Genomic DNA, 25,758 nt, shown 5'->3' with positions numbered 1-25,758 from the left:
ATGCAGGACGAGTTCAACGACCCGCTCTGGCGGCAGATCGTCTCTGGCGCACAGATGCTCTTCGTGGCCTTCGGCGCCCTGGTGCTGATGCCGTTGATCACCGGCCTGGACCCTAACGTCGCGCTGTTCACCGCAGGCCTGGGGACCATCCTGTTCCAGATCGTCACCGGCCGTCAGGTCCCGGTGTTCCTGGCCTCCAGCTTCGCCTTCATCACCCCGATCATCCTCGCCAAGGGCCAGTTCGGCCTGGCCGAGACCATGGGCGGCGTGATGGCCGCAGGCTTCGTCTACACCTTCCTGGGCCTGGCGGTGAAGATCAAGGGCACCGGCTTCATCGACCGCCTGCTGCCACCCGTGGTGATCGGCCCGGTGATCATCGCCATCGGCCTGGCCATGGCGCCGATCGCCGCCAACATGGCCATGGGCAAGGGCGGTGACGGCACGGTCCTGATGCCGTACAGCACGGCCATGATGATCTCCATGCCGGCGCTGCTGACCACCCTGATCGTCGCCGTGTTCGGCAAGGGCATCTTCCGCCTGGTGCCGATCATCGCCGGCGTGCTGGTGGGCTTCGGCCTGTCGTTCGCCTTTGGCGTGGTCGACGTGGCCAAGATCGCCGCGGCGCCGTGGCTGGAGCTGCCGAAGTTCACCGCCCCGGCGTTCAACTGGCAGGCCATCCTGTTCATCGTTCCGGTGGCCCTGGCCCCGGCCATCGAACACATCGGCGGGGTGATCGCGGTGGGCAGCGTGACCGGTCGCGACTACCTGAAGAAACCCGGCCTGCACCGTACCCTGCTGGGTGACGGTATCGCCACCACCACCGCCGGCCTGTTCGGCGGCCCGCCCAACACCACCTACGCCGAAGTGACCGGCGCGGTGATGCTGACCAAGAACTACAACCCGAAGATCATGACCTGGGCGGCGATCTTCGCCATCGTCCTGGCCTTCATCGGCAAGTTCGGCGCGCTGCTGCAAAGCATCCCGGTCCCGGTGATGGGCGGCATTCTCTGCCTGCTGTTCGGCTCGATCGCGGCGGTTGGCATGAACACCCTGATCCGCCACAAGATCGACCTGAGCGAAGCGCGCAACCTGGTGATCGTCTCGGTGACCCTGGTGTTCGGTATCGGCGGCGTGCTGGTCGGTAGCGGTGACGGCCCGGATGACTGGGGCCTGAAGGGCATCGCCCTGTGCGCCATCGTCGCCATCGGCCTGAACCTGCTGCTGCCGGGCAACGACGGCTGGAAAAACAAAGTGATGGACGATCACCTGCCGTAAGGCCGGCGATCCTGCGTTGCAATGAAGAAGGGGCTGCGTTTGCAGCCCCTTCTTCATTTCTGGTCAGATCAGGCCCGCTCGCAGAGCGTGGTCAGGGCCTTGGTCCACTCCGGGTGATCGTTGAGACACGGCACCAGGGTCAGCTCCTCGCCACCCGCCTCGATGAACTGCTCGCGACCACGATCACCGATCTCTTCCAGGGTCTCGATGCAGTCGGCGACGAAGGCCGGGCACATCACCAGCAGCTTCTTCACCCCGGCCTTGGCCAGCTCATCCAGGCGTGCCTCGGTGTAAGGCTCGATCCACTTGGCCTTGCCCAGGCGCGACTGGAATGACACCGACCATTTGCCTTCCGGCAGGCCCATCTGCCTGGCAAACGCCTGGGCGGTGCGCAGGCATTGGCCGCGGTAGCAGACCGCAAGCATCTCGGCGGAGGCGTCGCGGCAGCAGTCGGCTGCCTGGAAGTTGTGCTTGCCGGTCGGGTCGAGCTTTTTCAGATGACGCTCCGGCAGACCGTGGAAGCTCAGCAGCAGGTGATCGAAATCCTGCTCCAGCCAGGGCTTGGCGCTGGCCACCAGGGCGTCGATGTACTCGGGCTGGTCATAGAACGGACGCAGCACGCGCATGTCCAGCGGCAGCTTGTGCTCGGCGATGGTCGCCTTCGCCTGCTCCACCACCGTGGTCACCGTGCTATCGGCAAACTGTGGATACAGCGGCGCCAGGGTCACCTTGCGCACGCCCTGGGCGGCGAGACGCTGCAACACGGCGGGCAGCGCCGGCTCGCCGTAGCGCATGGCGATTTCCACCGGGCCATGGGTCCAGTGCGGGCGCATGGCCTCCTGCAGGCGCCGGGTCAGCACCACCAGCGGCGAGCCTTCCGGCCACCAGATCGAGGCGTAGGCATGGGCCGACTGCTCAGGGCGCTTGATCAGGATCAGCGACACCAGCAGCCGCCGCACCGGCCACGGCAGGTCGATGACATAGGGGTCCATCAGGAACTGATTGAGATAACGGCGCACGTCGGCGACGGAAGTGGACGCCGGCGAACCCAGGTTGACCAGCAGCAGAGCATGATCGGTCATGCAACATCCTTTTCAGAGGCGCGGGGACAAGGCATCCAGCGCCGATTGCACATCGTTGAAACGGAAGGTGAAGCCTGCCGCCAGGGCCCGTACGGGCCGGGCGCGCTGGCCACCGAGCAGCAGCGTCGACAGCTCGCCCAGGCCGGCCTTGAGCACCAGCGCCGGCAGCGGCATGAACGCCGGGCGATGCAGGGCACGACCCAGGCGCCGGGCGAACTCGCGGTTGCGCACCGGCTCCGGCGCGCAGGCATTATAAGGACCGCTGGCCTCGTCGCGCTGCAAGAGAAAATCGATCAGGGCGATTTCGTCCTCGATATGGATCCACGGCATCCACTGCCGACCATCGCCGATAGGCCCGCCCAGCCCGAGCTTGAACGGCAGGCGCAGGCGCGACAAAAAGCCGCCCTCGGCGGACAGCACCAGACCGGTACGTACCAGGACCACGCGGACGCCCAACTGCTCGGCACGCAACGCGGTTTCCTCCCAGGCAATACACAACTGGCTGGCGAAATCTTCCTTTACCGGGCGCGAGGCCTCGGTCAGCTCACGCTCGCCGCCGTCGCCGTACCAGCCCACCGCAGAGCCGGAGATCAGTACCGACGGGCGCTGCTGGCGCTGCTCCAGCCAGGTCAGCAGGTGTTCGGTCAGGGTGATCCGGCTTCCCCACAACTGCGCCCGGCGCGAAGCGGTCCAGGGTCGATCGGCAATCGGCGCGCCAGCCAGGTTGACCACGGCGTCCAGCGGGCCGTCACCGTAGTCCTGCAACTGCGCAATAGCGCGAACTCCTGCGCCGCAGAGCTTTCCAACCTGTTCGGGACGCCGGCTCCAGACCGTCAGGCTGTGCCCCTGGTCCAACCAATGGCGACACAGTTGCTGTCCGATAAGACCTGTACCGCCGGTCAGCAATATATTCATGGCCGTGTCCTCTCAGTGGCGTGGGCTGGTCTATTTTTAAGAGCAAGGCACTTTTTTGACCGTTCACTCTGGGATAAACAGTAGGCCAACCCGTTGTAACGAGCCGAACAATCTTATACAGAACATCAGAGTTGTACAGGTTTGTCGACAGCCAAGGCTGTCTGTACCGCATAAAGGTTCAAAGAGGCCATCATGACCGTACCTATCGCCATCATCGGTGCCGGCATCGCCGGACTCTCCGCCGCCCAGGCATTGCAAAAGGAAGGCTTGCCCGTCCACCTGTTCGACAAGGGCCACGGCAGTGGCGGCCGCATGGCCAGCAAGCGCAGCGATGCCGGCGCGCTTGACCTCGGCGCGCAGTACTTCACCGCCCGCGACCGGCGCTTCGTCGAGCAGGTCCAGCAGTGGGAGGACAAGGGCTGGGTCGCCGAATGGAAACCCCAGTTGTACAACTACCGCGAAGGCCAGTTGACCCCGTCGCCGGACGAGCAGACCCGCTGGGTCGGCACGCCGCGCATGAGCGCGATCACCCGTGGCCTGCTCAAGGATGTCACGGTGAATTTCAGCTGCCGCATCAGTGAAGTATTCCGCGGCAAGCAGTACTGGCACCTGCAGGACACCGACGGCTGCACCCACGGCCCGTTCAGCCGGGTCATCGTTGCCGTACCCGCGCCGCAGGCCACGCCGTTGCTGGCCGCCACCCCGAAACTCGCCGCCGCCGCCGCCGGCGTACAGATGGAGCCGACCTGGGCCATCGCCCTCGGTTTCGACACCCCGCTCGACACCCCCATGCAAGGCTGCTTCGTCCAGGGCTGTGCCCTCGACTGGCTGGCGCGCAACCGCAGCAAGCCGGGCCGCGACGAGCAGCTCGACACCTGGGTGCTGCATGCCACCTCGGCCTGGAGCAAGCAGCACATCGACCTGCAGAAGGAAGCGGTGATCGAGCAACTGCTGGGCGACTTCGCCGAACTGGTGGGCTGCGCCGTACCTGCGCCAAGCTTTACCCTCGCCCACCGCTGGCTTTACGCCCGCCCCGCCGGCAGCCACGAATGGGGCGTGCTCGCCGATGCCGACCTGGGCCTGTATGCCTGCGGCGACTGGTGCCTGTCGGGCCGGGTCGAAGGTGCCTGGCTCAGCGGCCAGGAGGCAGCTCGTCGGCTGATCGAACACCTGGAGTAACCCCTGCGGACACTGCGGCCTCTACAGGGATATTGACTTGTACAACCTTGAGCCTATGCTGAGCAAAGTTGTACAGGTTTTTGTCTTTGTACAAGAAAGGTTGCCGCCGCATGTCCGATACCAAGCCGAAAATCGCCCTCAGCGCCTGTCTTGCCGGTGAAGAAGTCCGCTTCAATGGCGGCCACAAACAGTCCCGTTTGTGCACCGACGTCCTGGCCGAACACTTCGAACTGGTGCCCGTCTGTCCGGAAGTGGCCATTGGCCTGGGCACACCGCGACCCGCCATCCACTTGACCGGTGATCCGCAGAATCCCCGCGCCACCGGCAGCCGCGATCCATCCCTGGACGTTTCCGACGCCCTGCGCGCCTACGCCGAGCACACGGCTGTCGAGCTCGATGACATCTGCGGCTACATCTTCATGCAGAAATCCCCGTCCTGCGGGCTGGAGCGGATCAAGGTCTACCAGGCCAACGGCTATCCTGCCCAGGAGCGCGCCAGTGGCCTTTATGCCGCACGCTTCCGCGACCTGCGCCCGGACCTGCCGATGGAAGAGGAAGGCCGCCTGTGTGACCCGGTCCTGCGGGAAAACTTCATCACCCGGGTGCTCGCCTATGCCGACTGGCAGCGCCTGCGCAGCGAGGGCCTGAGCCGGCATGCGCTGATCGCCTTCCACTCGCGCTACAAGTACCAGCTGATGGCGCACAACCCCGAGCAGTACAAGGTGCTGGGCAAACTGCTCGGCAGCATGAGCCGCCAGGACGATCCCGAGGCGCTGGGTACGCGCTACTTCAGCCAGTTGATGAGCGCCCTGTCGCGCTGCGCCAGCCGGGGCACCCACGGCAATGTGCTGATGCACCTCAGCGGCTATCTGCGGCGCTTCCTCGGCCCGCAGGACAAGCAGGAAATCCGCCAGTTGATCGACCAGTACGTGGCCGGCGTGGTGCCGCTGGTAGTGCCGCTGACCCTGCTCAAGCACCACCTGCGCCATCACCCCGATCCCTACCTGCTGGCCCAGGTCTACCTGCAGCCACACCCGGAAAACCTGAGCCTGCGCAATGCCATCTGAACCCCTGCTGCCGATCCGCGAGATTGCCCGGCTGACCGGCGTCAATCCGGTCACCTTGCGCGCCTGGGAGCGCCGTTACGGCCTGGTGGTGCCACAGCGCACCAGCAAGGGTCACCGGCTGTACAGCAGCGACCAGGTGCAGCGGATCCAGGCGATCGTGTCCTGGCTTAACCGTGGCGTGGCGGTCAGCCAGGTCCTGCCGCTGCTGGACAGCGATCCTTCGCCCGCCACGCAGAACAGCGGCGATGACTGGAATGTGCTGTCTACCCAACTGACCAACAGCATCGCCCACCTCGGCGAGCGCCAACTCGACCAGCAATTCAACCAAGCCATGGCGCTGTACCCGGCCTCGACCCTTTGCGAGCAATTGCTGCTGCCGTTGTTCGCACAGCTGGAGGTGCGCTGGCAGGTCCACCCGTGTGCAGCGGTGGAGCGGGCGTTTTTCCACAGCTGGCTGCGCAGCAAGCTGGGCTTGCGGGTGTATCACAACAACCGCCAGCTCAGTGGCGTGCCGGCCTTGTTGCTGAGCGCCGGCAACCAGCCTTTCGATCCTCACCTGTGGCTATGCGCCTGGCTGGTCAGCGACGGCGGTTGCCCGGTGGAAGTCTTCGACCTGCCCCTGCACGGCCGCGACCTCGCACTGGCGGTGGATCGGCTCAAGGCCGGGGCCCTGCTCCTTAGCCTCAACAAGGTCGCGGACAGCGAACAGCTGCAACGCGACCTGAATCCGCTCAAGGTGCCGAAACTCCTGTTCGGCGCCGCGGTCACCTTACATAAGCAAGCATTGGGGATGGATCCCGGCTGGCACCTGCTCGACTCGCCACTGGCCGCCCAGCGCTGCCTCCAGGGACTGGGAACGCTTGCCCCGCACCCTCCTGACGGAACGACTTCATGCAACTGATCTGGCTGCGCAACGACCTGCGCATTCACGACAACACCGCGCTCGCCGCCGCCAGCGAGCGCGGGCCGACCCTGGCCCTGTGGCTGGTCAGCCCCGGCCAATGGCAAGACCATGACGATGCCGCCTGCAAGGTGGACTTCTGGCTGCGCAACCTGCGCGAACTGAAGGAGGCCCTGGCCCACTACAACATTCCCCTGTTGATCCGCCATGCCGAGCACTGGAAAAGCGCACCCCGGGTGCTGCACCAGGTCTGCCAGGAACACGGCGTGCAGAACGTGCATGTCAACGAGGAGTACGGCATCAACGAGGAACATCGGGATCGCCAGGTCGGCGAACTGCTGCAGCGCCACGATATCCGCCTGCACAGCTACCTCGATCAGTTGCTGTTCAAGCCCGGCACGGTGCTGACCAAGAGCGACGGCTACTTCAAGGTCTTCACCCAGTTCCGCAAGGTTTGCTACCAGCGCCTGCACCACGCCCTGCCCGCCTTGCAGCGGCTGCCGCGCAAGCAGGACAGGCTGGACATCGCCAGCGATGACATTCCCGACACCATCAAGGGCTTCGCCGCACCGCCAGACGCGCTGCGCGAGCACTGGCCCGCCGGCGAGAGCCACGCCCGCAAGCGTCTCAAGGACTTCGCCGACGACGCCATGGCCGAATATCCCGAACAACGTGACATCCCCTCGGTGGACGGCACCAGCCAGCTCTCGCCCTACCTTGCGGCGGGGGTGATCTCGGTGCGCCAGTGCCTGCATGCTGCACTGGCCAGCAACCACGGCGAGTTCGAAAGCGGCAACCCCGGCGCAGTCACCTGGATCAACGAGCTGCTCTGGCGCGAGTTCTACAAGCATGTGCTGACGGGTTATCCCCGTGTTTCCCGGCACCGCGCCTTCCGCCCGGCCACCGAGGCGGTGAAATGGCGTGACGCGCCGCAGGATCTCAAGGCCTGGCAGCAAGGCCGCACCGGCATCCCCATCGTCGATGCCGCCATGCGCCAGTTGCTCGCCACCGGCTGGATGCATAACCGTTTGCGTATGGTGGTGGCCATGTTCCTCAGCAAGAACCTGCTGATCGACTGGCGCGAGGGCGAAGCGTTTTTCATGCGTCACCTGATCGACGGCGACCTCGCCGCAAACAACGGTGGCTGGCAGTGGAGCGCCTCCACCGGAACCGATTCCGTACCCTATTTCAGGGTGTTCAACCCGGTCAGCCAGTCGGAACGCTTCGACAAGAAGGGACGCTTCCTGCGACACTGGCTGCCGGAGCTGAAAGACCTCGACGATAGGGAAATCCACAGCCCCGGCGGCCTGTTTTCGGTGAACGGTTATCCACAACCCATTGTCGATCTGGGCATGAGCCGCCGCAGAGCCATCGAGGCATTCAAACAACTCCCCAAAGAACAAGACGTCGAGCAAGACCGTGACTATTGAGCATACGAAACGAATCTGGGTCACCGGCGCCAGCAATGGTCTCGGTCATGCATTGGCCTTGCACCTGCTCAGCCTCGGTCATCATGTGGCGATCAGTGGGCGGGCGCCCTTCGATGCCCTGCCGGACAACCTGATGGCGCGCTGCCTGGTACTGGATGGCGATCTCAGCGTGACGGCGGATGCCGAGGCCATGAGCCAGCGCATCCAGGACAGCTGGGGCGCGCTGGACCTGCTGATCCTCAACGCCGGCTCCTGCGATTACCTCGATGAGCATTCCACCGGCACGGCGATGTTCGAAGCACTGATCACCAGCAATGTGGCGGCCAGTTCGTCTTGCCTGGGCAGCGCCCTGCCCCTGTTGCTGGCAGGCAAGAAAGCGCAGGTGGTGGGCATTCTCAGCAGCATCACCGCGCTGCAGCAGCATGAAAGCAGCCGATGGCCGGACGCACAGAACAGCCTGGCGCACTGGTTCAGCGAGACCCGCAGCGTGCTTTCGCCGCAGGAAATCGACCTGACCCTGATCGCGCCGCAAACCTTGAAGAAGCCGGTGACCCTGAGCATCGCCCTGCCGCAGCAGTGGACGGCGGAGACGGCGGCGCTGGCGATCATCGATCGGTTGCCGCAGAGGATGCCGGAGATGGTGTTGGAGGCGTTGTCGGTGAGCAGCCTGTGGCCTTTGCGGCGCCCCTGAGGGCCCTATCGCTGGCAAGCCAGCTCCCACAGGTCCGGCGGTGCACGCGGCCCCTGTGGGAGCTGGCTTGCCAGCGATGAGGCCCGAAAGAACAACACAAAAAGAAACCCCGCCATCTCCGGCGGGGTTTCCTTTAATCCGTCAAACCTCAGAGCGCCATGCGGTAATGCAGGGCATAACTCTCGGCGCCATCGTTCGGCTGGCTGATCCCGGCGTTGGAATAATGGATCGCCCGAACCCCGATCTCATGCCCACCGGCGAAGCGCAGGCCGAAACCGATGCGGTCCTCGAACTGGAAAGACCCACCCAGGTTGTTGCTTTCCAGCTTGGTGTGGGCGAACGCCGCGACACCGATCCCCGCCTCGATATAGGGTTTGACCGAACCGCCACCGAATTCATAAACGAACACCGGGGCGAACGACAGGCTGTGGTTGCTCGACGTCTCGTCGCCATCCCAATAGGTGTAGCCGGCGTCCCAGTAACCGGTCAGCCGGCCCACGCTGGTTTGCCACCAACTGGCATCCCAATCGGATTCCAGGCCGAGACGGTAGGTCATGGTGGAGTCGCTGGTCTGGCCGACTGCAAAGGTCAAGCCGGCAGCCTGCGCGGTAAATGCTTGCCCCAGGGTTGCAACTGCAAGTGCAGCTGCGCAAATCAGTTTCTTCATGAGAAACGTCCTTTAAAGGAAATCCTGTTGTTGGTTTTTTGTCTCATCAGACAACGTAGTAGAAATCTGCGCTTACAAAGGAGTTCACTGGATCTTCGACTTTTTGTGAAAATTTTGTCGAATCACCGGCTGAAGCTTCTCACAAGGTCAGAATTATTCCACAACAAAGGCAGGATTTTTCTCAGATGTTCTGGATCCGCGCTGGTCCAGAACTGCGCAGGAAGGGCCGGGCCGGGCGCCAGCAGGTCGCGCTCGGCCAGCAGGCGCTGGAGTTGCCGGGCCACGGCGGCGCCGGTATCGATGATCGCCACGGTCGCCGGAACCATCTGGCTCAACAGCGGACGCAGGAAGGGATAGTGGGTGCAGCCGAGGATGATGGTGTCGCAACCGGCGGCCAGCAGCGGTTCGACATAGCCCTGAAGCAGTTGGCGCAGGGCCGGGCTGTCCAGGTCACCCGACTCGATCAGTTCCACCAGGCCAGGACAGGGCTGGGTCACCACTCGTACATCAGTGGCGAAGCGATCGAGCAAGGCCGCGAACTTGGCACTCTGCAAGGTGCCGGTGGTAGCGAGCACGCCGACCACACCACTGCGCGTCGCAGCGGCCGCCGGCTTGACCGCCGGCTCCATGCCCACCAGCGGCCATTGCGGAAACTGCTCGCGCAGGTCGGCAGCAGCGGCCACGGTGGCAGTGTTGCAAGCCAGGACCACGGCCTTCACGCCCTGCTCCTGGAAGAACCCGGCAACGCTGCGGCAGCGCTGGCGAATGAATTCGGGGGATTTTTCGCCGTAGGGGATATTGCCGCAGTCAGCCACATAGAGCAGCGACTCGTTGGGCAGCAGGCGAGAAATCTCGGCCAGTACCGACAGGCCGCCGACACCGGAGTCGAACACGCCGACCGGCGCCGACGCCTCAGCCATGGGTGCGCCCGCACACCGCGCAGCCCGGGTCGCGCTTGACCCGCAGCTCGCGGAAGCGCGTGCCCAGGGCATCCACCAGCAGCAGGCGCCCCACCAGCGGTTCACCGAAGCCGGCCAGCAGCTTCAGGGCTTCCAGCGCTTGCAGGCTACCGACCAGACCGACCAAAGGCCCGACCACGCCGGCCTCGCTGCAGGTCAGTTCGGCCTCGCTGCCGTGACCATACAGGCAGTGGTAGCAAGGACTCTCCGCGCGCCGCGGATCGAACACCGACAACTGCCCTTCCAGGCGAATCGCCGCGCCGCTCACCAGCGGCTTGCCGGCCTTGACGCAGGCTGCGTTGACCGCCTCGCGGGTACCGAAGTTGTCCGAGCAATCCAGCACCAGGTCAACCGCATCGACGGCGGCAGCGAGGGAGTCCTCGTCCAGCGCACGACGATGGGCGACCAGCTGGATATCCGGGTTCAGCGCCCGCAGCCGCGCCAGCGCCGAGTCAACCTTGGGCTGCCCGACGCTGCTGCCGTCATGGATGATCTGCCGCTGCAGATTGGTCAGGTCGACCGTGTCGAAGTCCGCCAGATGCAGGGTGCCAACACCCGCCGCCGCCAGGTACAGCGCGACCGGCGACCCCAAGCCGCCAAGCCCGACGATCAGCGCGCTGGCGTTCTTCAGGCGCAACTGGCCGTCGATATCGATCTGCGCCAGCAGGATCTGCCGGCTGTAACGCAGCAGCTCCTCGTCGGTCAGCACGGCAGGCGTCCCAGGGTGATGCGTTCGTGGGCATTCAGGTCGAGGCGGCTTTCGATCTGCTCGAAGCCGTGGCGCGCGAGCAGTTCACGCACTGCCGCCGCCTGGTCGTAACCGTGCTCCAGCAGCAGCCAGCCACCTTCGACCAGGTGCGCAGGGGCGTCGGCGATGATCTGGCGCAGGTCGTCCAGGCCATCGGCACCGGCCACCAGGGCGCTGCTCGGCTCGAAGCGCACGTCGCCAGCGACCAGGTGCGGATCTTCGGCAGCGATATACGGCGGGTTGCTGATGATCAGCTCGAAACGCTGGCCTTCCAGGGCACTGAACCAGTGGCTTTGCAGGACCGTGACATTGTCCAGTTGCAGGCGCTCTCGGTTGCGGTTTGCCAGGGCCACGGCCTCGGCCACCCGGTCCACGGCGGTGACCTGCCATTCGCGGCGCTCGCTGGCCAGGGCCAGGGCGATGGCGCCGGTGCCGGTGCCGAGGTCGAGCACCCGCGCCGTGGCGGTGGGCTGCACGGCCATGGCGGTTTCCACCAGCAGCTCGGTTTCCGGACGCGGGATCAGGGTGTGCGGGGCAACCTCCAGATCGAGATTCCAGAAGCCTTGCTGGCCAAGAATGTAGGCCACCGGTTCACCGGCACGGCGCCGCTGCACATACTCGGCGAAGGTCTGCGCGGCCTCGCTGCTGACGATGCGCTCCGGCCAGGTGTGCAGGTAGCTGCGGCTCTTGCCGATGGCCGCGGCCAGGAGCAGTTCGATGTCCAGGCGCGCGGTCGGCGAGTCGGGAAGCTCCGCGCCGCGGAGCAGGCTGGCGATAATGGTCATTCAGTCACCCAATGCGGCCAGTTGATCGGCCTGGTATTCCGCCAGCAGCGGTTCGATTACGGCGTCCACGCCACCCGCCAGCACTTCGTCCAGCGAATACAGGGTCAGGTTGATGCGGTGATCGGTGACCCGGCCCTGTGGATAGTTATAGGTGCGAATCCGCTCGGAGCGGTCGCCCGAACCCACCAGCAGCTTGCGCTCGGAGGCCATGGCGTTCTGCGCAGCGCTGGTCTGCATGTCGTTGAGCTTGGCCGACAGCCAGGACAGCGCCCGGGCGCGGTTCTTGTGCTGGGAGCGCTCTTCCTGGCACTCGACCACGATGCCGGTGGGCAAGTGGGTGATCCGCACTGCCGAGTCGGTCTTGTTGATGTGCTGACCGCCCGCGCCGGAAGCGCGGTAGGTATCGACCCGCAGATCGGCCGGGTTGATCTCGATCGCCACCTGCTCGTCCGGCTCCGGCAACACCGCCACGGTGCAGGCGGACGTATGGATACGGCCCTGGGACTCGGTCTCGGGGACGCGCTGCACACGGTGCGCGCCGGACTCGAACTTGAGCTTGGCGTAGACGTTCTCGCCTTCGATGCGGGCGATGATTTCCTTGTAGCCGCCGTGCTCACCCTCGTTTTCCGAGAGGATTTCCAGGCGCCAGCCACGCCGCTCGGCGTAGCGCGAGTACATGCGGAACAGGTCGCCGGAGAAGATCGCCGCCTCGTCGCCGCCGGTGCCGGCGCGGATTTCCAGGAACACGTTGCGGCCGTCGTTGGGGTCCTTCGGCAGCAGCAGGCGTTGCAACTGGTCTTCAAGCGCCAGCAACTGCTCCTTGGCTTCGCGGACTTCCTCCACGGCCATCTCGCGCAGGTCAGGGTCGCTGTCCTTGAGCAGGGCCTGGGCCCCTTCGAGGTCATCCTGCAACTTGCGCCACTGCACATAGCCGGCGGCCACCGGCTCCACTTCGGCGTATTCGCGGGAATAGGCGCGGAAGCGGGTCTGGTCGGAAATGACCTCGGCATCACCGAGCAGGGCGGTCAGTTCCTCGAAGCGATCCTGGAGAATCTCCAGTTTTTTCAGCAGCGACGCTTTCATTGCGGGGATTTATCCGTGGAGCCCTCGTTGAGGGCAAAGAGTTCCTGGGCCATGGCCAGCGCATCGACGCGGCCTTCGGCGGAGAGCTTTTTCAGTTGCACGCTGGGCGCGTGCAGCAACTTGTTGGTCAGGCCGCGGGCCAGTTGCACCAGCACGTCCTCGGCGCTGGCGCCGTTGGCCAGCAGGCGCTGGGCCTTTTGCAGTTCTTCGTCACGCAGCCGTTCGCTTTGCTGGCGGTAGGCGCGCAGCACATCAACGGCTGCCAGGCCGCGCAGGCGCGACATGAAGTCTTCGACGCCGACGGTCACCAGCTCTTCGGCGGCCTGGGCAGCACCCTGGCGGCTCTTGAGGTTTTCCGCGACCACGTCGTGCAGGTCGTCGACGGTATAGAGGTAGACGTCGTCCAGCTCACCGACTTCCGGCTCGATATCCCGCGGTACGGCGATATCGACCATGAAGATCGGCTTGTGCCGGCGCAGCTTCAGCGCGCTTTCCACTGCACCCTTGCCGAGGATCGGCAACTGGCTGGCGGTGGAGCTGATGACGATATCGCTGTTGACCAGTTCCTGCGGGATATCCGCCAGCAGCACCGCACGCGCACCGAACTGCTCGGCCAGGGTGCTGGCCCGCTCCAGGGTGCGGTTGGCGACCACGATACGGCGCACACCCTGCTCGTGCAGGTGACGGGCAACCAGGGTGATGGTCTCGCCGGCACCGATCAGCAGCGCCTGGCTGCGCCCGAGGTCACTGAAGATCTGCCGGGCCAGGCTTACCGCGGCGAACGCCACCGACACCGGGTTCTCGCCGATGGCGGTATCGGTGCGCACCTGCTTGGCCGCGCTGAAGGTGGCCTGGAACAGCCGACCGAGCAGCGGACCGATGGTCCCGGCCTCGCGGGCCACGGCGTAGGCGGACTTCATCTGCCCGAGGATCTGCGGCTCTCCGAGCACCAGCGAGTCGAGCCCGGAGGCGACCCGCATCATGTGCCGGACCGCGTCGTGCTCCTCGTGGATGTAGGCGCTCGCCCGCAGCTCGTCGATGCTAAGGTGGTGATAATCGGCCAGCCAGCGCAGGACGCTGTCCGCCGCCAGGTGGTCCTGCTCGATGTACAGTTCACTGCGGTTGCAGGTCGAAAGGATCGCGGCTTCGCGGCTGGCGGTCAGTCGGCAGAGCTGCTGCAAGGCTTCGACCAGCTGCTCAGGGGTAAACGCCACGCGCTCGCGTACGTCTACCGAGGCAGTCTTATGGTTGATACCGAGGGCAAGGAAGGCCATTCAAAGTCGCTGGTTGTGACGTGAAGCCGATAATTGTCCTACTTCGCTGGATCGAGAACAACCACCGCTCGCGATTGTCCCTATAGTCTGTATCCATAACGCCATCGTGAAGTGGGTTTGCCCTGATGCTTGTGTCATGATGGCCCGACCGCAGGTTAGTCGCTCAAAATCCTCATTATGAATAGATCTTCCGCGTTGCTGCTCGCTCTCGCCCTGCTCCAGGGCTGCCAGGTCATGCCGGGTTCCGGGGAGGCCTCGGCGCCTGCCGTCGGACAATCCGTCGCACCGGCGGCCAAGCCGGAGCCGACGGTCTACGGCTCGTTCACCCAGGACACCCTGTATAGCCTGCTGGTCGCGGAATTGGCCGGGCAGCGCAACCGCTTCGACATCGCCCTGGACAACTACATGATCCAGGCCGAGAAGACCCGGGACGCGGCGGTTTCCGAGCGGGCCTACCGCATCGCCGAGTACCTCGGTGCCGACCAGTCGACGCTGGAGGCCTCGCTGCTGTGGGCACAGAACGACCCGGAAAACATCGACGCCCAGCGCGCTGCGGCCATCCAGTTGGCCCGGGCCGGACGCTACGACGATTCCATGGTCTATATGGAGAAGGTTCTCCAGGGCCAGGGCGATACCCATTTCGACTTCCTCGCCCTGTCCGCTGCGGAAACCGACCAGGACACCCGCGACGGCCTGCTGAAAAGTTTCGACCGCCTGCTGCAGAAGTACCCCGACAACAGCCAGCTGGTGTTCGGCAAGGCCTTGCTCCTGCAACAGGACGGCAAGTCCGAAGAAGCCCTGGCCCTGCTCGAAGCCCACCCGCCGCAGCAGGACAGCGAAATCGCCCCGATCCTCCTGCGGGCACGCCTGCTGCAAAGCCTCGACCGTGGCGACGAAGCCCTGCCGCTGCTGCGCAAGAGCATCGCCCGTAACCCGGACGACAAGCGCCTGCGCCTGACCTACGCGCGCATGCTGGTGGAGCAGGACCGCATCGACGACGCCAAGATCGAGTTCGCCAGCCTGCTCCAGCAATACCCGGACGATGACGAACTGCGCTATTCCCTGGCCCTGGTCAGCCTCGAAGCCAAGGCCTACGACGAGGCTGCCGGTTACCTGCAGGACCTGATCGACCGCGACAGCCATGTCGACGCCGCACATCTCAACCTCGGGCGCATCCGCGAAGAGCGCAACGACCTTGAAGGCGCCCTCTCCGAGTACGCCCAGGTCGGCGCCGGCAACGACTACCTGGCCGCGCAATTGCGCCAGGCCGATATCCTCATTGCCAATGGCCGTACCGACGAAGCCGTGCGCCGCCTCGACCAGGCCCGCGACAGCCAGCCCGACTACGCCATCCAGCTGTACCTGATCGAAGCCGAGACCCTCGGCAACAACGGCAAGGAAGAACAGGCCCAGCGCGTCCTCGACAACGCCATCAAGCAGTACCCGGACGACCTCAACCTGCTCTACACCCGGGCCATGCTGGCCGAGAAGCGCAACAACCTGGTGCAGATGGAAACCGACCTGCGTGCCATCATTACCCGCGAGCCGGAAAACGCCATGGCCCTCAACGCCCTGGGCTACACCCTTGCCGACCGCACCACGCGCTATGCCGAAGCCAAGCAACTGATCGAAAAAGCCCACCAGCTGACCCCGGACGACCCTGCCGTGCTAGACAGCCTTGGCTGGGTCAACTACCGCCTGGGCAACCTGGACGAGGCCGAACGCCTGCTGCGCCAGGCCCTGGCGCGCTTCCCCGACCATGAAGTTGCCGCCCACCTGGGCGAAGTGCTGTGGGCCAACGGCAAGCAGCGCGAAGCCCGCCAGGTCTGGGCCAAGGCCTTCGAAGGCCAGCCCGACAGCCCCATCCTGCGCAAGACCGTCCTGCGCCTGACCGGATCCGAGACCCTTTAAGCCTATGTTCCTGCGCCACGTCATCACCTTCAGCCTGATCGCCCTGCTCGCCGGTTGTGCCGGCTTCGGCCCCAAAGAAGCCGTCCAGGGCCAGGGCAGCCCGCAACTGTGGAAAGAACACAAGGCTCAGTTGAGTACCCTCGACGGCTGGCAGATCAACGGCAAGGTCGGTATCCGTGCACCGAAGGACTCCGGCAGCGGCACGCTGTTCTGGCTGCAACGCCAGGATTACTACGACATTCGCCTGTCCGGCCCGCTGGGTCGTGGCGCTGCACGCCTGACCGGTCGCCCGGGCCAGGTCACGCTGGAAGTCGCCAACCAGGGCCGCTTCGAAGCGCCGACCCCGGAAACCCTGCTGGCCGAGCAACTGGGCTGGGAGTTGCCGGTGTCGCACCTGGTCTGGTGGGTCCGCGGCCTGCCCGCCCCGGACAGCAAGAGCAAGCTGACCCTCGACGGCGACAGCCGCCTGGCCAGCCTGGAGCAGGACGGCTGGCAGGTGGAATACACCAGCTACACCGAGCAGAACGGCTACTGGCTGCCCGAGCGAATCAAGATGCACGGCCAGAACCTGGACGTGACCGTGGTCCTCAAGGAATGGCAACCGCGCCAGTTGGGGCATTGAGATGAGCGAGCGCCTGACCCTGCCGGCCCCGGCCAAGCTCAACCTGATGCTGCATATCCTCGGCCGCCGCGCCGATGGCTATCACGAGCTGCAGACCCTGTTTCAATTCCTCGATCATGGCGACGAACTGAGCTTCGCCCTGCGTGAAGACGGTGAAATCCGCCTGAACACCGAGATCGCCGACGTACCCCACGACAGCAACCTGATCGTCCGCGCCGCGCGCAAGCTGCAACAACTGACCGGCACCCAACTGGGCGCCGACATCTGGCTGAACAAGGTACTGCCCATGGGCGGCGGCATCGGCGGCGGCAGCTCGGATGCCGCAACCACCCTGCTCGCCCTCGACCACCTGTGGAAAACCGCCTGCAGCGAAGACCAGCTCGCCGAACTGGGCCTGGGCCTGGGCGCCGACGTGCCGGTGTTCGTCCGTGGCCACGCGGCGTTCGCCGAGGGTGTGGGCGAGAAGCTCACCCCGGTCGACCCGCACGAGCCCTGGTACGTCGTGCTGGTCCCGCAAGTGTCTGTAAGTACGGCGGAAATTTTTTCGCATCCTTTGTTGACACGTAATTCAAAGCCCATTAAAGTGCGCCCCGTTCCCGAGGGAAACAGTCGAAATGACTGTCAAGCGGTAGTTGAGCAATGTTACCCGGATGTACGTAACGCCTTGAATTTGTTAAACAAATTCACTGAAGCAAGACTCACCGGAACTGGAAGTTGTGTGTTTGGGGCCTTCCCAGACAAAGCTGAAGCTGATAGAGTTTTGGCCCTTCTTGCAGAGACCCAGTCAGGGTTCGTGGCTAAGGGAAGCAACGTTTCGATGTTGCATCGCAAGCTACGAGGTCTGTAGGAACCGAGTATCAGGTACTCGCAGCAGCAGATACAGGGGCGTCGCCAAGCGGTAAGGCAGCAGGTTTTGATCCTGCCATGCGTTGGTTCGAATCCAGCCGCCCCTGCCATTTTCCTTATACTCATCCAGGTATACCCTCAGCCTTCAGGTACTGCGCGTGTCCAAGATGATGGTCTTTACGGGGAACGCCAACCCCGATCTGGCTCGGCGTGTCGTACGTCAGCTGCATATCCCACTGGGTGATGTTTCTGTCGGCAAGTTCTCCGACGGCGAAATCAGCACTGAGATTAATGAAAACGTCCGCGGTAAGGACGTCTTTATCATTCAGCCGACTTGCGCGCCAACCAACGATAACCTGATGGAACTGGTAGTGATGGCCGACGCCTTCCGCCGCTCCTCAGCGTCCCGAATCACCGCTGTGATTCCTTACTTCGGATATGCCCGCCAGGATCGCCGTCCGCGTTCGGCGCGTGTTGCCATCAGCGCCAAAGTCGTCGCTGACATGCTCACCGTCGTCGGTATCGACCGTGTTCTCACCGTCGATCTGCACGCAGACCAGATTCAAGGCTTCTTCGATATTCCGGTAGATAACATCTACGGCTCCCCTGTATTGGTGGATGACATCGAAGACCAGCGTTTCGAGAATCTCATGATCGTTTCCCCGGACATCGGTGGTGTCGTGCGTGCACGTGCCGTCGCCAAGTCCCTGGGTGTCGACCTCGGGATCATCGACAAACGCCGCGAAAAGGCCAACCACTCGGAAGTAATGCACATCATCGGTGACGTCGAAGGACGTACGTGCATTCTGGTCGACGACATGGTCGATACCGCCGGCACCCTGTGCCACGCGGCCAAGGCCCTGAAAGAACACGGCGCTGCCAAGGTTTACGCCTACTGCACGCACCCTGTACTCTCCGGTCGCGCGATCGAGAACATCGAGAATTCCGTGCTCGACGAGCTGGTGGTGACCAACACCATCCCGCTGTCTGCCGCAGCACAAGCCTGTGACCGTATCCGTCAACTGGATATCGCACCGGTCGTCGCCGAAGCGGTTCGCCGCATCAGCAACGAAGAATCGATCAGCGCGATGTTCCGCTAAGGCATCTGCCTGGCGAACATCCGTTGACGTAAAGCGCCCCGCCCCAACACCCGTTGTTGGGGCGGGGCTTTTTTGCCCTCTCCGCTTTGGTGCTGGTCGCAAGCACCACCCGGAGCCGAGGCTAATTTTGGAGATACAAAATGACTGATTTCATCCTGAACGCCCAAGCGCGTACTGACCTGGGGAAAGGTGCGAGCCGCCGCCTGCGTCACGCCGCCAGCATCCCAGCCGTTGTCTACGGTGGTAACAAGGACGCCGAGTCCGTAACCATCCTGGCCAAGGAAATCGCCAAGCTGTTCGAAAACGAAGCTGCCTTCAGCCACGTTATCGAACTGAACGTCGATGGCAAAAAGCAGAACGTCATTGTCAAGGCAATGCAACGTCACCCAGCCAAGCAGTTCATCATGCACGCCGACTTCGTTCGCGTCGTTGCTGGCCAGAAACTGACCGCCAAGGTTCCGGTTCACTTCATCAACGAAGAAGCTCCGGTCAAGAAAGGCGGCGAGATCTCCCACGTAGAAAACGAGATCGAAGTTTCCTGCGAAGCCAAGGACCTGCCTGAGTTCATCAACGTTGACCTGGCCAACGCTGAAATCGGCACCATCATCCACCTGTCGGACCTGAAAGCTCCGAAAGGCGTAGAGTTCGTCGCTCTGGCCCACGGTGATGACAAAGCTGTTGCCAACGTTCACGCTCCGCGCGTTGCTCCGGAAGCTGAAGAAGGCGCTGCCGAGTAATCCACTCGGTTCGCCGGTGTTGCCCGGGTTGCGGCGCTGACGCCGCAACCCCCAACTCCAAGGAAGAGCCCCTGACGTGACCGCCATCCAGTTGATCGTCGGCCTGGGAAACCCAGGCCCCGAATACGAACAGACCCGGCATAACGCAGGGGCTCTTTTCGTTGAACGCATCGCCAGCGCCCAGCGTGTCAACCTGACCGCTGACCGCAAGTATTTCGGCCTGACGGCAAAATTCAGCCATCAGGGCCACGACGTTCGTCTGTTGATCCCCACCACCTACATGAACCGCAGCGGCCAGTCCGTTGCTGCTCTGGCCAATTTCTTCCGCATCGAGCCAGATGCCATCCTGGTGGCCCACGACGAACTCGACCTGCCCCCCGGCGTCGCCAAGCTCAAGAAGGGCGGCGGCCATGGCGGGCACAACGGCCTGCGCGACATCATCGCGCAGCTCGGCAACAAGAACGACTTTCACCGTCTGCGGCTTGGCATCGGCCACCCGGGTGATGCCAAGCTGGTGTCCAACTTCGTCCTCGGCAAGGCGCCCCGCGCCGAACAGGACAAGCTCGACGCCAGTATCGATTTTGCCCTCGGCGTGCTGCCGGACATCCTCGCCGGCGAATGGGCGCGTGCGATGAGAGAGCTGCACAGCCAGAAGGCCTGACTTCACGAAGAGGGATTCACCATGGGATTCAATTGCGGCATCGTCGGCCTGCCCAACGTCGGCAAGTCCACCCTGTTCAACGCCTTGACCAAATCCGGTATCGCGGCGGAGAACTTCCCCTTCTGCACCATCGAGCCGAACAGCGGCATCGTGCCGATGCCGGACGCCCGCCTGGACGCCCTGGCGGCCATCGTCAAGCCGCAGCGCATCCTGCCGACCACCATGGAATTCGTCGACATCGCCGGCCTGGTAGCGGGCGCGTCCAAAGGTGAAGGCCTGGGCAACAAGTTCCTCGCCAACATCCGCGAGACCGACGCCATCGCCCACGTGGTGCGCTGCTTCGAAGACGAGAACGTGATCCACGTCTCCAACAGCGTCGACCCCAAGCGTGACATCGAGATCATCGACCTGGAACTGATCTTCGCCGACCTCGACAGCTGCGAGAAGCAACTGCAGAAGGTCGCGCGCAACGCCAAGGGCGGCGACAAGGAAGCCCTGGCGCAGAAAGCCATCCTCGAAAAACTCATCCCGCACTTCACCGAAGGCAAGCCGGCGCGCAGCCTGATGAAGAACATGGGTGACGACGAGAAGGCGGTGATCCGCGGCTTCCACCTGCTGACCAGCAAGCCGGTGATGTACATCGCCAACGTCGCCGAAGACGGCTTCGACAACAACCCGCACCTGGACGTGGTGCGTGCCATTGCCGAAGAAGAAGGCGCGGTCGTGGTGCCGGTGTGCAACAAGATCGAAGCGGAAATCGCCGAGCTCGACGAAGGTGAAGAGAAGGACATGTTCCTCGAGGCCCTGGGCCTGGAAGAGCCTGGCCTGAACCGAGTGATCCGTGCTGGCTACGCCCTGCTCAACCTGCAGACCTACTTCACTGCCGGCGTGCAGGAAGTCCGGGCCTGGACCGTCCGCGTCGGCGCCACCGCGCCACAGGCGGCCGGGGTGATCCATACCGACTTCGAAAAAGGCTTCATCCGCGCCGAAGTGGTCGCCTATGACGACTTCATCCAGTACAAGGGTGAAGGCGGTGCCAAGGAAGCCGGCAAATGGCGCCTGGAAGGCAAGGACTACATCGTCAAGGACGGTGACGTGATGCACTTCCGTTTCAACGTCTGATTCCGCGCTGAAACAAAAAGCCCCCTGTGAGCCTCGGCTCCAGGGGGCTTTTTGTTTTCAGGCCTGCAGTTCCCGGCCTGGCATCAGCGCGTAGGGTGATTTCCAGCCTTGCAGGTCGCGGATCCGGTCTTTCCACGCCTCGATATGACGGTATGCGGCGAGGTCCATGCCGGTATCTTCCGGCATGAAGACGTAGCCGGCCAGGGAGAAGTCGGCGATGGTCAGGCGTTCACCGAGCATGAACGGGCGATTGGCCAGGTGCCCATCGACGATCTCGTAGGCCGCCTTCGCGCGCTCGCGCAGGAAGGTGGTAACCGGCGTCTCGCCGCTGTTCTTCAGCCCGTAGATGAAGCGCAGGGTGGCGTAGTAGGAGGTGAACTTGTGGTTGTCGAAGAGCATCCAGCGCCAGATCTCGCGGCGCTCCTCTTCGTTGCGCGGTCCGAACTGACCGCTGTGCCCGGCCAGGTACTCGAGGATCAGGGCTGATTGGGTCAGCGTCTGCCCGGCATGTTCCAGCACCGGCACCTCGCCCTGCTCGTTGACCTCGCCGCGCCAATCGGCCTGGCGCGTCTGCCCATGAAAGAAATCGACGAACACCGGCTCCCAGTCCAGACCACTCAGCTCGAGCATCAGTGCAGCCTTGTAGGCGTTCCCGGACTCGGCAAAACAATGCAACTTGAACTCTGACATGACGCTCCTTCCTTGCCCTGTAAGACCGAGGCGGTCAGTTCCTGCACTGACCGCGTACGGAGCAAAGCATTTCTGCACGGGAAGGGTCAATTGCCAGTGCCGAGACTTACTCGGTTCGCAGGTCCACCGCCAGATCCCGCGCCGCCTTGGTCGCCAGCACGCTCATCAGCTTGCCCATCTCGTCCTGGCGTCCGGCACCGCCCTCCGTGGCCCCCATCATCACCGAAGGTACCGGTGCCTGGGCGGCGGCGGCGGCCCAGGCCCGGTTGATCTGCACCAGCGCATCGAGCTTCGCCTGCAACGCACCGTCCGCCTTGATCGCCGCAGCCCGCGCATAGGCCTCGGCATCGGCGGTGATCTTGGTCGCTTCACCGGTGACCCGGGCCTTGTCCCGCAGCAGTTCGGCGGTCTTCTTCTCGATCTCGGCGCGGCGCTGCTCACGTTCGGCATTGATCAGGGTGAGCTGTTTCTCGGTCTCGGCCTGGGTGGTGCGCTCGATCTGCTGGCGCAGGCTTTCCTGGCGCTTGGCTTCGACATCCTTGGCACCACGGGCGGAAACCAGTTGCTTCTCCTCCTCTTCCTTCAGGCGGTTCTGCCGGGCCACGGCCAGTTCGGCCAGGGCCTGCTGCACGCGAACCATGCGCTCCTGGTACTGCGGGTTGGGGTCGATATGGGTGACCCGGGCATCGTCCACGTCCACGCCAAACAGGCGGAACTGCTGTTGCTTGCGGATTTCCACGCCGTGCTCGTCACGCAGCTTCTCGATGACGAAGCGTGTGGAAATGCTGTCGCCGTATTGCCCCTGCTCGGTGCCGGCCTGGAGGATCGCCGTCTGCGCAGGCTGATGCTCACGCTGGACGCGCACCTCCTTGCGCTTGGTCAGGTACAGCCCGTCACGCAACTGGTTCTCGAACTCGGCGCCGAACTGGTTGCGGTCACCGGCGTAGTAGTCATCGGCGCTCATCAGCGAGGCGGTGGCCTGCAGGGTTTCCTTGACCGCCGGGAGCAGTGCGCGCTGCAGGAAGTTTTCCGGGGTGCGGTACTCATGGGCGATGGTCAGGAAGGTTTCGCCGGTTGGCATGCGGAACTGGGTGCTGAACTCGGCCTTGGCATCGACGTTGCCGAGGAACACGATCGGCAGGGTGCCAACCGTCACGGTCGGGTTGCCGCTGGCATGGGTATCGCCCTGCAACGCCGATTGAACGCCGATGGTGCGTTTCCATACGGTGGTGCGCCCGAACCACTGGGTGGCGTAGCCGACGTCCTCGACCACTTTCTCCTCGCCGAAGATCGTGCGCACATGAGCCATCTGGCCGGCTTCGTTGTAGAAGAACACCTGGTTGAACAAAGCGGCGCAGGCACCGATGGCGATCAGGGGGATGGCGACCAGGGCGACGGTCTTGCGGCTGACGCGGGGTAGATCGACGTTTGGCAGTGAGAGATTGGACATGGACGTCTCCTTGAATGAGGGACGTGCATGCTCTGTGGGGGGCATTTCCCCGGCAATGAGGGGATTCTGCTTGAGTCGTAGGAAGCGTCTGACTTAAACAAGCGATAAATGGCCGAACGCGGACCCTGTGGGAGCTGGCTTGCCAGCGATTGCTGTAGTGAATTCACCATCGCTATCGCTGGCAAGCCAGCTCCCACAGGGTCCGCGTTCGGCATTCAGGGTTCTTCTCGGCTCAAGCTGTTGCGAGGATCTCCTCCAGAAACCCCACAAACGCCCGAATCCGGCTCGAATCCCGATGACTCGGCAGATACAGCGCATTGATCGCACAACTGGCACTCCCCGGACTCGCCTCGAACCCTTCCAGCACCCGCAGCAACCTGCCCTGCCGCACATCCTCGGCCACCAGCCAGTCCGCCAGCAGCGCCAACCCGCCATCGGCAATCGCCGCCTCGCGCAGCACATCGGCGTTATTGCTGCGCAAGCGCCCCTGCACATTGATCGGAATACTGTCGCCTCCTTCGCGGAACACCCAGTTCTGCAGCGCCGGCCCGTAGTCGAACACCAGGCACTGGTGCTCCAGCAGGTCCAGCGGATGCCGCGGGATACTGGCCCGCTGCAGATACCCGGGACTCGCCAGCAGCCAGCGCTCGAAGCGGCCGATGGGCTTGCTGATCACGTCCTCGCTGTTCAGCGTCGAACCCAGGCGCACGCAGAGGTCGACCCGCTCGGTCAGCAGGTCGGTCATCTGGTCGCTGAGGGTCAGGCTGATATCCAGTTCCGGATGCCGCGCCAGCAGGCGCCCGAGATGCGGCGCGATCACCCGCCGGCCAAACTCCACCGGCACATTCACCCGCAACCGCCCGCGTGCTTCGCTGCCACGGTCGAACACCGCACCATCGGCCTCGGCCAACGCTTCGAGAATGGCCACGGCCTTGTCGTAGTAGTCCTGGCCGACCACCGTCGGGCTGCTGTGGCGAGTGGTGCGGTTGAGCAGCGTGGTGCCCAGTTCGGCTTCGAGGGCGGCGACCTGGCGGGTCACCGAAGAGGTTGCCACGCCGAGCTTGCGGGCGGCGGCCGAGTAGCCACCGCAGCGCACGGTTTCGACGAACATGCCCAACGCCTGCAATTTGTCCACGGCCCGGCTCCTGGCTTCGGCTGAGGTCTCTGGCCGGGCAGTGTGCAGCAAAGCGTCGCGCTGCGCTTGCATGAGCGTGCTCAGCCGCGCGGACGGAGGATGAACAGGATCAGCGCAGCCAGTGGGGGCAGCGCCGCCATGCAGGCGAACATTGGCCAGCCAACATGCTCGTAGAGCGGACTGGCGATCAGCGAACCGAGGGCGCCGCCGACGAAGATGCTGGTCATGTACACCGCATTGAGCCGCGCCCGACTGTGCGGATCGAGGGCGTACACCTCGCGCTGGCCAAGGACCATGTTCAGTTGCACGGCAAAGTCCAGGGCCACGGCCGTGACCACCATCCACAACCACCCTGCCCCCGAGAGCGCACCGGCGACCAGCGACAACGGCGCCAGCAGCAAGGCCGCCAGGGTGCCGCGCACACCGTGTCCGGCATCGGCGAGGCGCCCGGCGATCGGCGCGGCAACCGCGCCCACCGCACCGACCAGGGCGAAGATCGCCACCTCGGTCTGGCTGAAACCGTAGTGCCGCACCAGTTCGATCGGGGCGATGGTCCAGAAACTGCTGAACGCGGCGAACAGCAAACCCTGGTACAGCGAACGCTCGCGCAGCACCGCATAGCGCCGGGCCAGGGTGAACACCGAGCCGATCAGTTGTGCATAACTGGCCTTGTGCGCCGGCACCCGGCGCGGCAGCAACAAGCCCATGACCACGGCCATGAACGCCATCAGCCCGGCCGCGCCGAAGAACACCCCGCGCCAGCCGAAGGCTTCGGCCAGGGTGCTGGAGATCGGCCGCGACAGCAGGATGCCCAGCAACAGGCCACTCATGATGTTGCCCACCACCCGTCCGCGAGAGGCTTCCGGCGCCATATGCGCGGCCAGCGGCACAAGGATCTGCACCGCCACCGAGGTCAGGCCGATCAACAGCGAACTGACCAGGAACAGCGACGGCGTGCTGCTCAGCGCTGCGGCCGCCAGGCACACCGCCGCCGCCAGGGTGAAGCCCACCAGCAGGCGGCGGTTTTCCAGAAGGTCGGCCAGGGGCACGAGGAACAGCAGGCCAATCGCATAGCCGAACTGGGTCAGCGACACGATCAGGCTGGCATTGGCGCTGGACAGGCCGATGGACGGCGCGATCAGCTCGACGATGGGTTGCGCGTAATAAAGGTTGGCAACCACTGCACCGCAGCAGATCGCCAGGAAAATCACCAGCGAACTGGAGAGTACGGGAGTGGCATGGGCCGCCGCAGGCTGCGCGGTCGCGGAATTGCCAAGGGACATGATGAAACCTCATGGGCTGGGTAAATCGGATGACGCCAGACTAGAGAAGCCAGCGCCGTCACGGAATCCATCCGCAAGGCAATACAGCGATGCGTATTGCGCAAAAGCGAAACGGGCCGCGCAAGGCGGCCCGTTTCCGGTTGCA

Annotated in this window: 24 protein-coding genes, 1 tRNA gene and 1 pseudogene; 14 read left to right on the top strand and 12 right to left on the bottom strand. The window is 64.1% G+C overall.

The features are described 5' to 3' along the window. Nucleotides 1-1,275 carry a uracil-xanthine permease family protein gene (locus AC2CQI_RS24500; protein ID WP_484578146.1) on the top strand — a complete coding sequence of 425 codons (1,275 nt, stop codon included), beginning with the start codon at nt 1-3 and terminating at the stop codon, nt 1,273-1,275. Between the two features lie 68 nt (nt 1,276-1,343). Here the strand turns inward: AC2CQI_RS24500 and hemH are convergent, their stop codons facing one another. Together hemH and AC2CQI_RS24490 are read right to left on the bottom strand one after the other, a co-directional pair. Then, nucleotides 1,344-2,357: a ferrochelatase gene (gene hemH, locus AC2CQI_RS24495; protein WP_075801268.1), complete on the bottom strand. Its 1,014-nt coding sequence runs from the start codon at nt 2,355-2,357 to the stop codon at nt 1,344-1,346. A 12-nt stretch (nt 2,358-2,369) separates the two neighbouring features. Continuing rightward, the gene (locus AC2CQI_RS24490; protein ID WP_484578145.1) at nt 2,370-3,272 is read right to left on the bottom strand and encodes a TIGR01777 family oxidoreductase; all 903 of its coding nucleotides are present in this window, start codon (nt 3,270-3,272) and stop codon (nt 2,370-2,372) included. A 192-nt stretch (nt 3,273-3,464) separates the two neighbouring features. Between AC2CQI_RS24490 and AC2CQI_RS24485 the strand changes: the two genes are divergently transcribed. The 5 genes from AC2CQI_RS24485 (at nt 3,465) to AC2CQI_RS24465 (ending at nt 8,540) form a co-directional block, all read left to right on the top strand. Then, nucleotides 3,465-4,451, top strand: coding sequence for an NAD(P)/FAD-dependent oxidoreductase (locus AC2CQI_RS24485; RefSeq protein WP_075801270.1), 987 nt, complete (start codon nt 3,465-3,467; stop codon nt 4,449-4,451). A gap of 110 nt (nt 4,452-4,561) precedes the next feature. Further along, nucleotides 4,562-5,518 carry a YbgA family protein gene (locus tag AC2CQI_RS24480; protein ID WP_075801271.1) on the top strand — a complete coding sequence of 319 codons (957 nt, stop codon included), beginning with the start codon at nt 4,562-4,564 and terminating at the stop codon, nt 5,516-5,518. After that, nucleotides 5,508-6,419, top strand: a complete 912-nt coding sequence (locus tag AC2CQI_RS24475; RefSeq protein WP_484578144.1) for a MerR family transcriptional regulator — start codon at nt 5,508-5,510, stop codon at nt 6,417-6,419. The genes AC2CQI_RS24480 and AC2CQI_RS24475 overlap by 11 nt, the downstream gene beginning before the upstream one ends. Beyond that, the gene (phrB, locus tag AC2CQI_RS24470; RefSeq protein ID WP_484578143.1) at nt 6,410-7,849 is read left to right on the top strand and encodes a deoxyribodipyrimidine photo-lyase; all 1,440 of its coding nucleotides are present in this window, start codon (nt 6,410-6,412) and stop codon (nt 7,847-7,849) included. Before AC2CQI_RS24475 ends, phrB begins: the two co-directional genes overlap by 10 nt. Continuing rightward, a complete protein-coding gene (locus tag AC2CQI_RS24465) occupies nt 7,839-8,540 on the top strand; it encodes an SDR family NAD(P)-dependent oxidoreductase (protein ID WP_484578142.1) in 702 nt (233 codons plus the stop codon). Before phrB ends, AC2CQI_RS24465 begins: the two co-directional genes overlap by 11 nt. 148 nt (nt 8,541-8,688) lie before the next feature. Here AC2CQI_RS24465 and AC2CQI_RS24460 read toward each other — a convergent pair whose 3' ends face one another. The 6 genes from AC2CQI_RS24460 to hemA all read right to left on the bottom strand — a co-directional run bounded on the left by AC2CQI_RS24460 (nt 8,689) and on the right by hemA (nt 14,056). Next, nucleotides 8,689-9,207 carry an acyloxyacyl hydrolase gene (locus AC2CQI_RS24460; RefSeq protein ID WP_075801275.1) on the bottom strand — a complete coding sequence of 173 codons (519 nt, stop codon included), beginning with the start codon at nt 9,205-9,207 and terminating at the stop codon, nt 8,689-8,691. Between the two features lie 122 nt (nt 9,208-9,329). Next, a complete protein-coding gene (gene murI, locus AC2CQI_RS24455; RefSeq protein WP_484578141.1) occupies nt 9,330-10,127 on the bottom strand; it encodes a glutamate racemase in 798 nt (265 codons plus the stop codon). Further along, nucleotides 10,120-10,875: a molybdopterin-synthase adenylyltransferase MoeB gene (locus tag AC2CQI_RS24450; RefSeq protein WP_484578140.1), complete on the bottom strand. Its 756-nt coding sequence runs from the start codon at nt 10,873-10,875 to the stop codon at nt 10,120-10,122. Before AC2CQI_RS24450 ends, murI begins: the two co-directional genes overlap by 8 nt. Next, nucleotides 10,869-11,699: a peptide chain release factor N(5)-glutamine methyltransferase gene (prmC, locus tag AC2CQI_RS24445; RefSeq protein ID WP_484578139.1), complete on the bottom strand. Its 831-nt coding sequence runs from the start codon at nt 11,697-11,699 to the stop codon at nt 10,869-10,871. Before prmC ends, AC2CQI_RS24450 begins: the two co-directional genes overlap by 7 nt. Beyond that, on the bottom strand, nt 11,700-12,782 hold the full coding sequence (gene prfA, locus AC2CQI_RS24440) for a peptide chain release factor 1 (RefSeq protein ID WP_484578138.1): 1,083 nt from the start codon (nt 12,780-12,782) through the stop codon (nt 11,700-11,702). Further along, nucleotides 12,779-14,056 (bottom strand): glutamyl-tRNA reductase, encoded by a 1,278-nt coding sequence (hemA, locus tag AC2CQI_RS24435; protein ID WP_075801280.1) that lies wholly within the window; start codon nt 14,054-14,056, stop codon nt 12,779-12,781. Before hemA ends, prfA begins: the two co-directional genes overlap by 4 nt. Nucleotides 14,057-14,359: 303 nt before the next feature. On the opposite strand from hemA, the pseudogene AC2CQI_RS24430 reads away from it, so the two are divergent. From AC2CQI_RS24430 to ychF, 8 genes and pseudogenes are all read left to right on the top strand, one after another. After that, nucleotides 14,360-15,967 (top strand): annotated as a pseudogene (locus AC2CQI_RS24430) (tetratricopeptide repeat protein); the annotation flags it as partial. Between the two features lie 4 nt (nt 15,968-15,971). Continuing rightward, nucleotides 15,972-16,589 (top strand): lipoprotein insertase outer membrane protein LolB, encoded by a 618-nt coding sequence (gene lolB, locus AC2CQI_RS24425; protein ID WP_075801282.1) that lies wholly within the window; start codon nt 15,972-15,974, stop codon nt 16,587-16,589. A gap of 1 nt (nt 16,590) precedes the next feature. After that, nucleotides 16,591-17,436, top strand: a complete 846-nt coding sequence (ispE, locus tag AC2CQI_RS24420) for a 4-(cytidine 5'-diphospho)-2-C-methyl-D-erythritol kinase (RefSeq protein ID WP_484578137.1) — start codon at nt 16,591-16,593, stop codon at nt 17,434-17,436. A gap of 34 nt (nt 17,437-17,470) precedes the next feature. Beyond that, nucleotides 17,471-17,545: transfer RNA gene (locus AC2CQI_RS24415), tRNA-Gln, on the top strand. 48 nt (nt 17,546-17,593) lie between these two features. After that, nucleotides 17,594-18,535: a ribose-phosphate pyrophosphokinase gene (locus tag AC2CQI_RS24410; RefSeq protein WP_009405962.1), complete on the top strand. Its 942-nt coding sequence runs from the start codon at nt 17,594-17,596 to the stop codon at nt 18,533-18,535. A 140-nt stretch (nt 18,536-18,675) separates the two neighbouring features. Beyond that, on the top strand, nt 18,676-19,272 hold the full coding sequence (locus AC2CQI_RS24405) for a 50S ribosomal protein L25/general stress protein Ctc (protein ID WP_075801284.1): 597 nt from the start codon (nt 18,676-18,678) through the stop codon (nt 19,270-19,272). A gap of 76 nt (nt 19,273-19,348) precedes the next feature. Further along, the gene (gene pth / locus AC2CQI_RS24400; protein ID WP_009405966.1) at nt 19,349-19,933 is read left to right on the top strand and encodes an aminoacyl-tRNA hydrolase; all 585 of its coding nucleotides are present in this window, start codon (nt 19,349-19,351) and stop codon (nt 19,931-19,933) included. 21 nt (nt 19,934-19,954) lie between these two features. Further along, nucleotides 19,955-21,055 carry a redox-regulated ATPase YchF gene (gene ychF / locus AC2CQI_RS24395; protein ID WP_075801286.1) on the top strand — a complete coding sequence of 367 codons (1,101 nt, stop codon included), beginning with the start codon at nt 19,955-19,957 and terminating at the stop codon, nt 21,053-21,055. Between the two features lie 57 nt (nt 21,056-21,112). Here the strand turns inward: ychF and AC2CQI_RS24390 are convergent, their stop codons facing one another. From AC2CQI_RS24390 to AC2CQI_RS24375, 4 genes are all read right to left on the bottom strand, one after another. Next, complete coding sequence (locus AC2CQI_RS24390; RefSeq protein ID WP_484578136.1) at nt 21,113-21,745, bottom strand: glutathione S-transferase family protein; 633 nt, start codon at nt 21,743-21,745, stop codon at nt 21,113-21,115. Nucleotides 21,746-21,851: 106 nt separating this feature from the next. Beyond that, the gene (locus AC2CQI_RS24385; RefSeq protein WP_484578135.1) at nt 21,852-23,195 is read right to left on the bottom strand and encodes an SPFH domain-containing protein; all 1,344 of its coding nucleotides are present in this window, start codon (nt 23,193-23,195) and stop codon (nt 21,852-21,854) included. Nucleotides 23,196-23,427: 232 nt separating this feature from the next. Continuing rightward, nucleotides 23,428-24,330, bottom strand: coding sequence for a LysR family transcriptional regulator (locus AC2CQI_RS24380; RefSeq protein ID WP_484578134.1), 903 nt, complete (start codon nt 24,328-24,330; stop codon nt 23,428-23,430). An 80-nt stretch (nt 24,331-24,410) separates the two neighbouring features. Further along, nucleotides 24,411-25,613 carry an MFS transporter gene (locus AC2CQI_RS24375; RefSeq protein WP_075801451.1) on the bottom strand — a complete coding sequence of 401 codons (1,203 nt, stop codon included), beginning with the start codon at nt 25,611-25,613 and terminating at the stop codon, nt 24,411-24,413. Nucleotides 25,614-25,758 lie beyond the last annotated feature (145 nt).

The sequence above is a fragment of the Pseudomonas sp. P2S-1 genome (assembly GCF_057197725.1).
Note: the sequence above shows the minus strand (reverse complement) of the source record. Positions and strands in the feature narration are given on the sequence as shown.

What these genes read in the sequence shown, in the direction of transcription:
- AC2CQI_RS24475 (WP_484578144.1), top strand. Translation starts at nt 5,508, where the DNA reads ATGCCATCTGAACCCCTGCTGCCGATCCGCGAGATTGCCCGGCTGACC.
- AC2CQI_RS24460 (WP_075801275.1), bottom strand. Translation starts at nt 9,207, where the DNA reads ATGAAGAAACTGATTTGCGCAGCTGCACTTGCAGTTGCAACCCTGGGG.
- prmC (WP_484578139.1), bottom strand. Translation starts at nt 11,699, where the DNA reads ATGACCATTATCGCCAGCCTGCTCCGCGGCGCGGAGCTTCCCGACTCG.
- murI (WP_484578141.1), bottom strand. Translation starts at nt 10,127, where the DNA reads ATGGCTGAGGCGTCGGCGCCGGTCGGCGTGTTCGACTCCGGTGTCGGC.
- prfA (WP_484578138.1), bottom strand. Translation starts at nt 12,782, where the DNA reads ATGAAAGCGTCGCTGCTGAAAAAACTGGAGATTCTCCAGGATCGCTTC.
- AC2CQI_RS24490 (WP_484578145.1), bottom strand. Translation starts at nt 3,272, where the DNA reads ATGAATATATTGCTGACCGGCGGTACAGGTCTTATCGGACAGCAACTG.
- hemA (WP_075801280.1), bottom strand. Translation starts at nt 14,056, where the DNA reads ATGGCCTTCCTTGCCCTCGGTATCAACCATAAGACTGCCTCGGTAGAC.
- AC2CQI_RS24385 (WP_484578135.1), bottom strand. Translation starts at nt 23,195, where the DNA reads ATGTCCAATCTCTCACTGCCAAACGTCGATCTACCCCGCGTCAGCCGC.
- AC2CQI_RS24480 (WP_075801271.1), top strand. Translation starts at nt 4,562, where the DNA reads ATGTCCGATACCAAGCCGAAAATCGCCCTCAGCGCCTGTCTTGCCGGT.
- lolB (WP_075801282.1), top strand. Translation starts at nt 15,972, where the DNA reads ATGTTCCTGCGCCACGTCATCACCTTCAGCCTGATCGCCCTGCTCGCC.
- phrB (WP_484578143.1), top strand. Translation starts at nt 6,410, where the DNA reads ATGCAACTGATCTGGCTGCGCAACGACCTGCGCATTCACGACAACACC.
- AC2CQI_RS24485 (WP_075801270.1), top strand. Translation starts at nt 3,465, where the DNA reads ATGACCGTACCTATCGCCATCATCGGTGCCGGCATCGCCGGACTCTCC.
- AC2CQI_RS24500 (WP_484578146.1), top strand. Translation starts at nt 1, where the DNA reads ATGCAGGACGAGTTCAACGACCCGCTCTGGCGGCAGATCGTCTCTGGC.
- AC2CQI_RS24375 (WP_075801451.1), bottom strand. Translation starts at nt 25,613, where the DNA reads ATGTCCCTTGGCAATTCCGCGACCGCGCAGCCTGCGGCGGCCCATGCC.
- ispE (WP_484578137.1), top strand. Translation starts at nt 16,591, where the DNA reads ATGAGCGAGCGCCTGACCCTGCCGGCCCCGGCCAAGCTCAACCTGATG.
- ychF (WP_075801286.1), top strand. Translation starts at nt 19,955, where the DNA reads ATGGGATTCAATTGCGGCATCGTCGGCCTGCCCAACGTCGGCAAGTCC.
- hemH (WP_075801268.1), bottom strand. Translation starts at nt 2,357, where the DNA reads ATGACCGATCATGCTCTGCTGCTGGTCAACCTGGGTTCGCCGGCGTCC.
- AC2CQI_RS24405 (WP_075801284.1), top strand. Translation starts at nt 18,676, where the DNA reads ATGACTGATTTCATCCTGAACGCCCAAGCGCGTACTGACCTGGGGAAA.
- AC2CQI_RS24390 (WP_484578136.1), bottom strand. Translation starts at nt 21,745, where the DNA reads ATGTCAGAGTTCAAGTTGCATTGTTTTGCCGAGTCCGGGAACGCCTAC.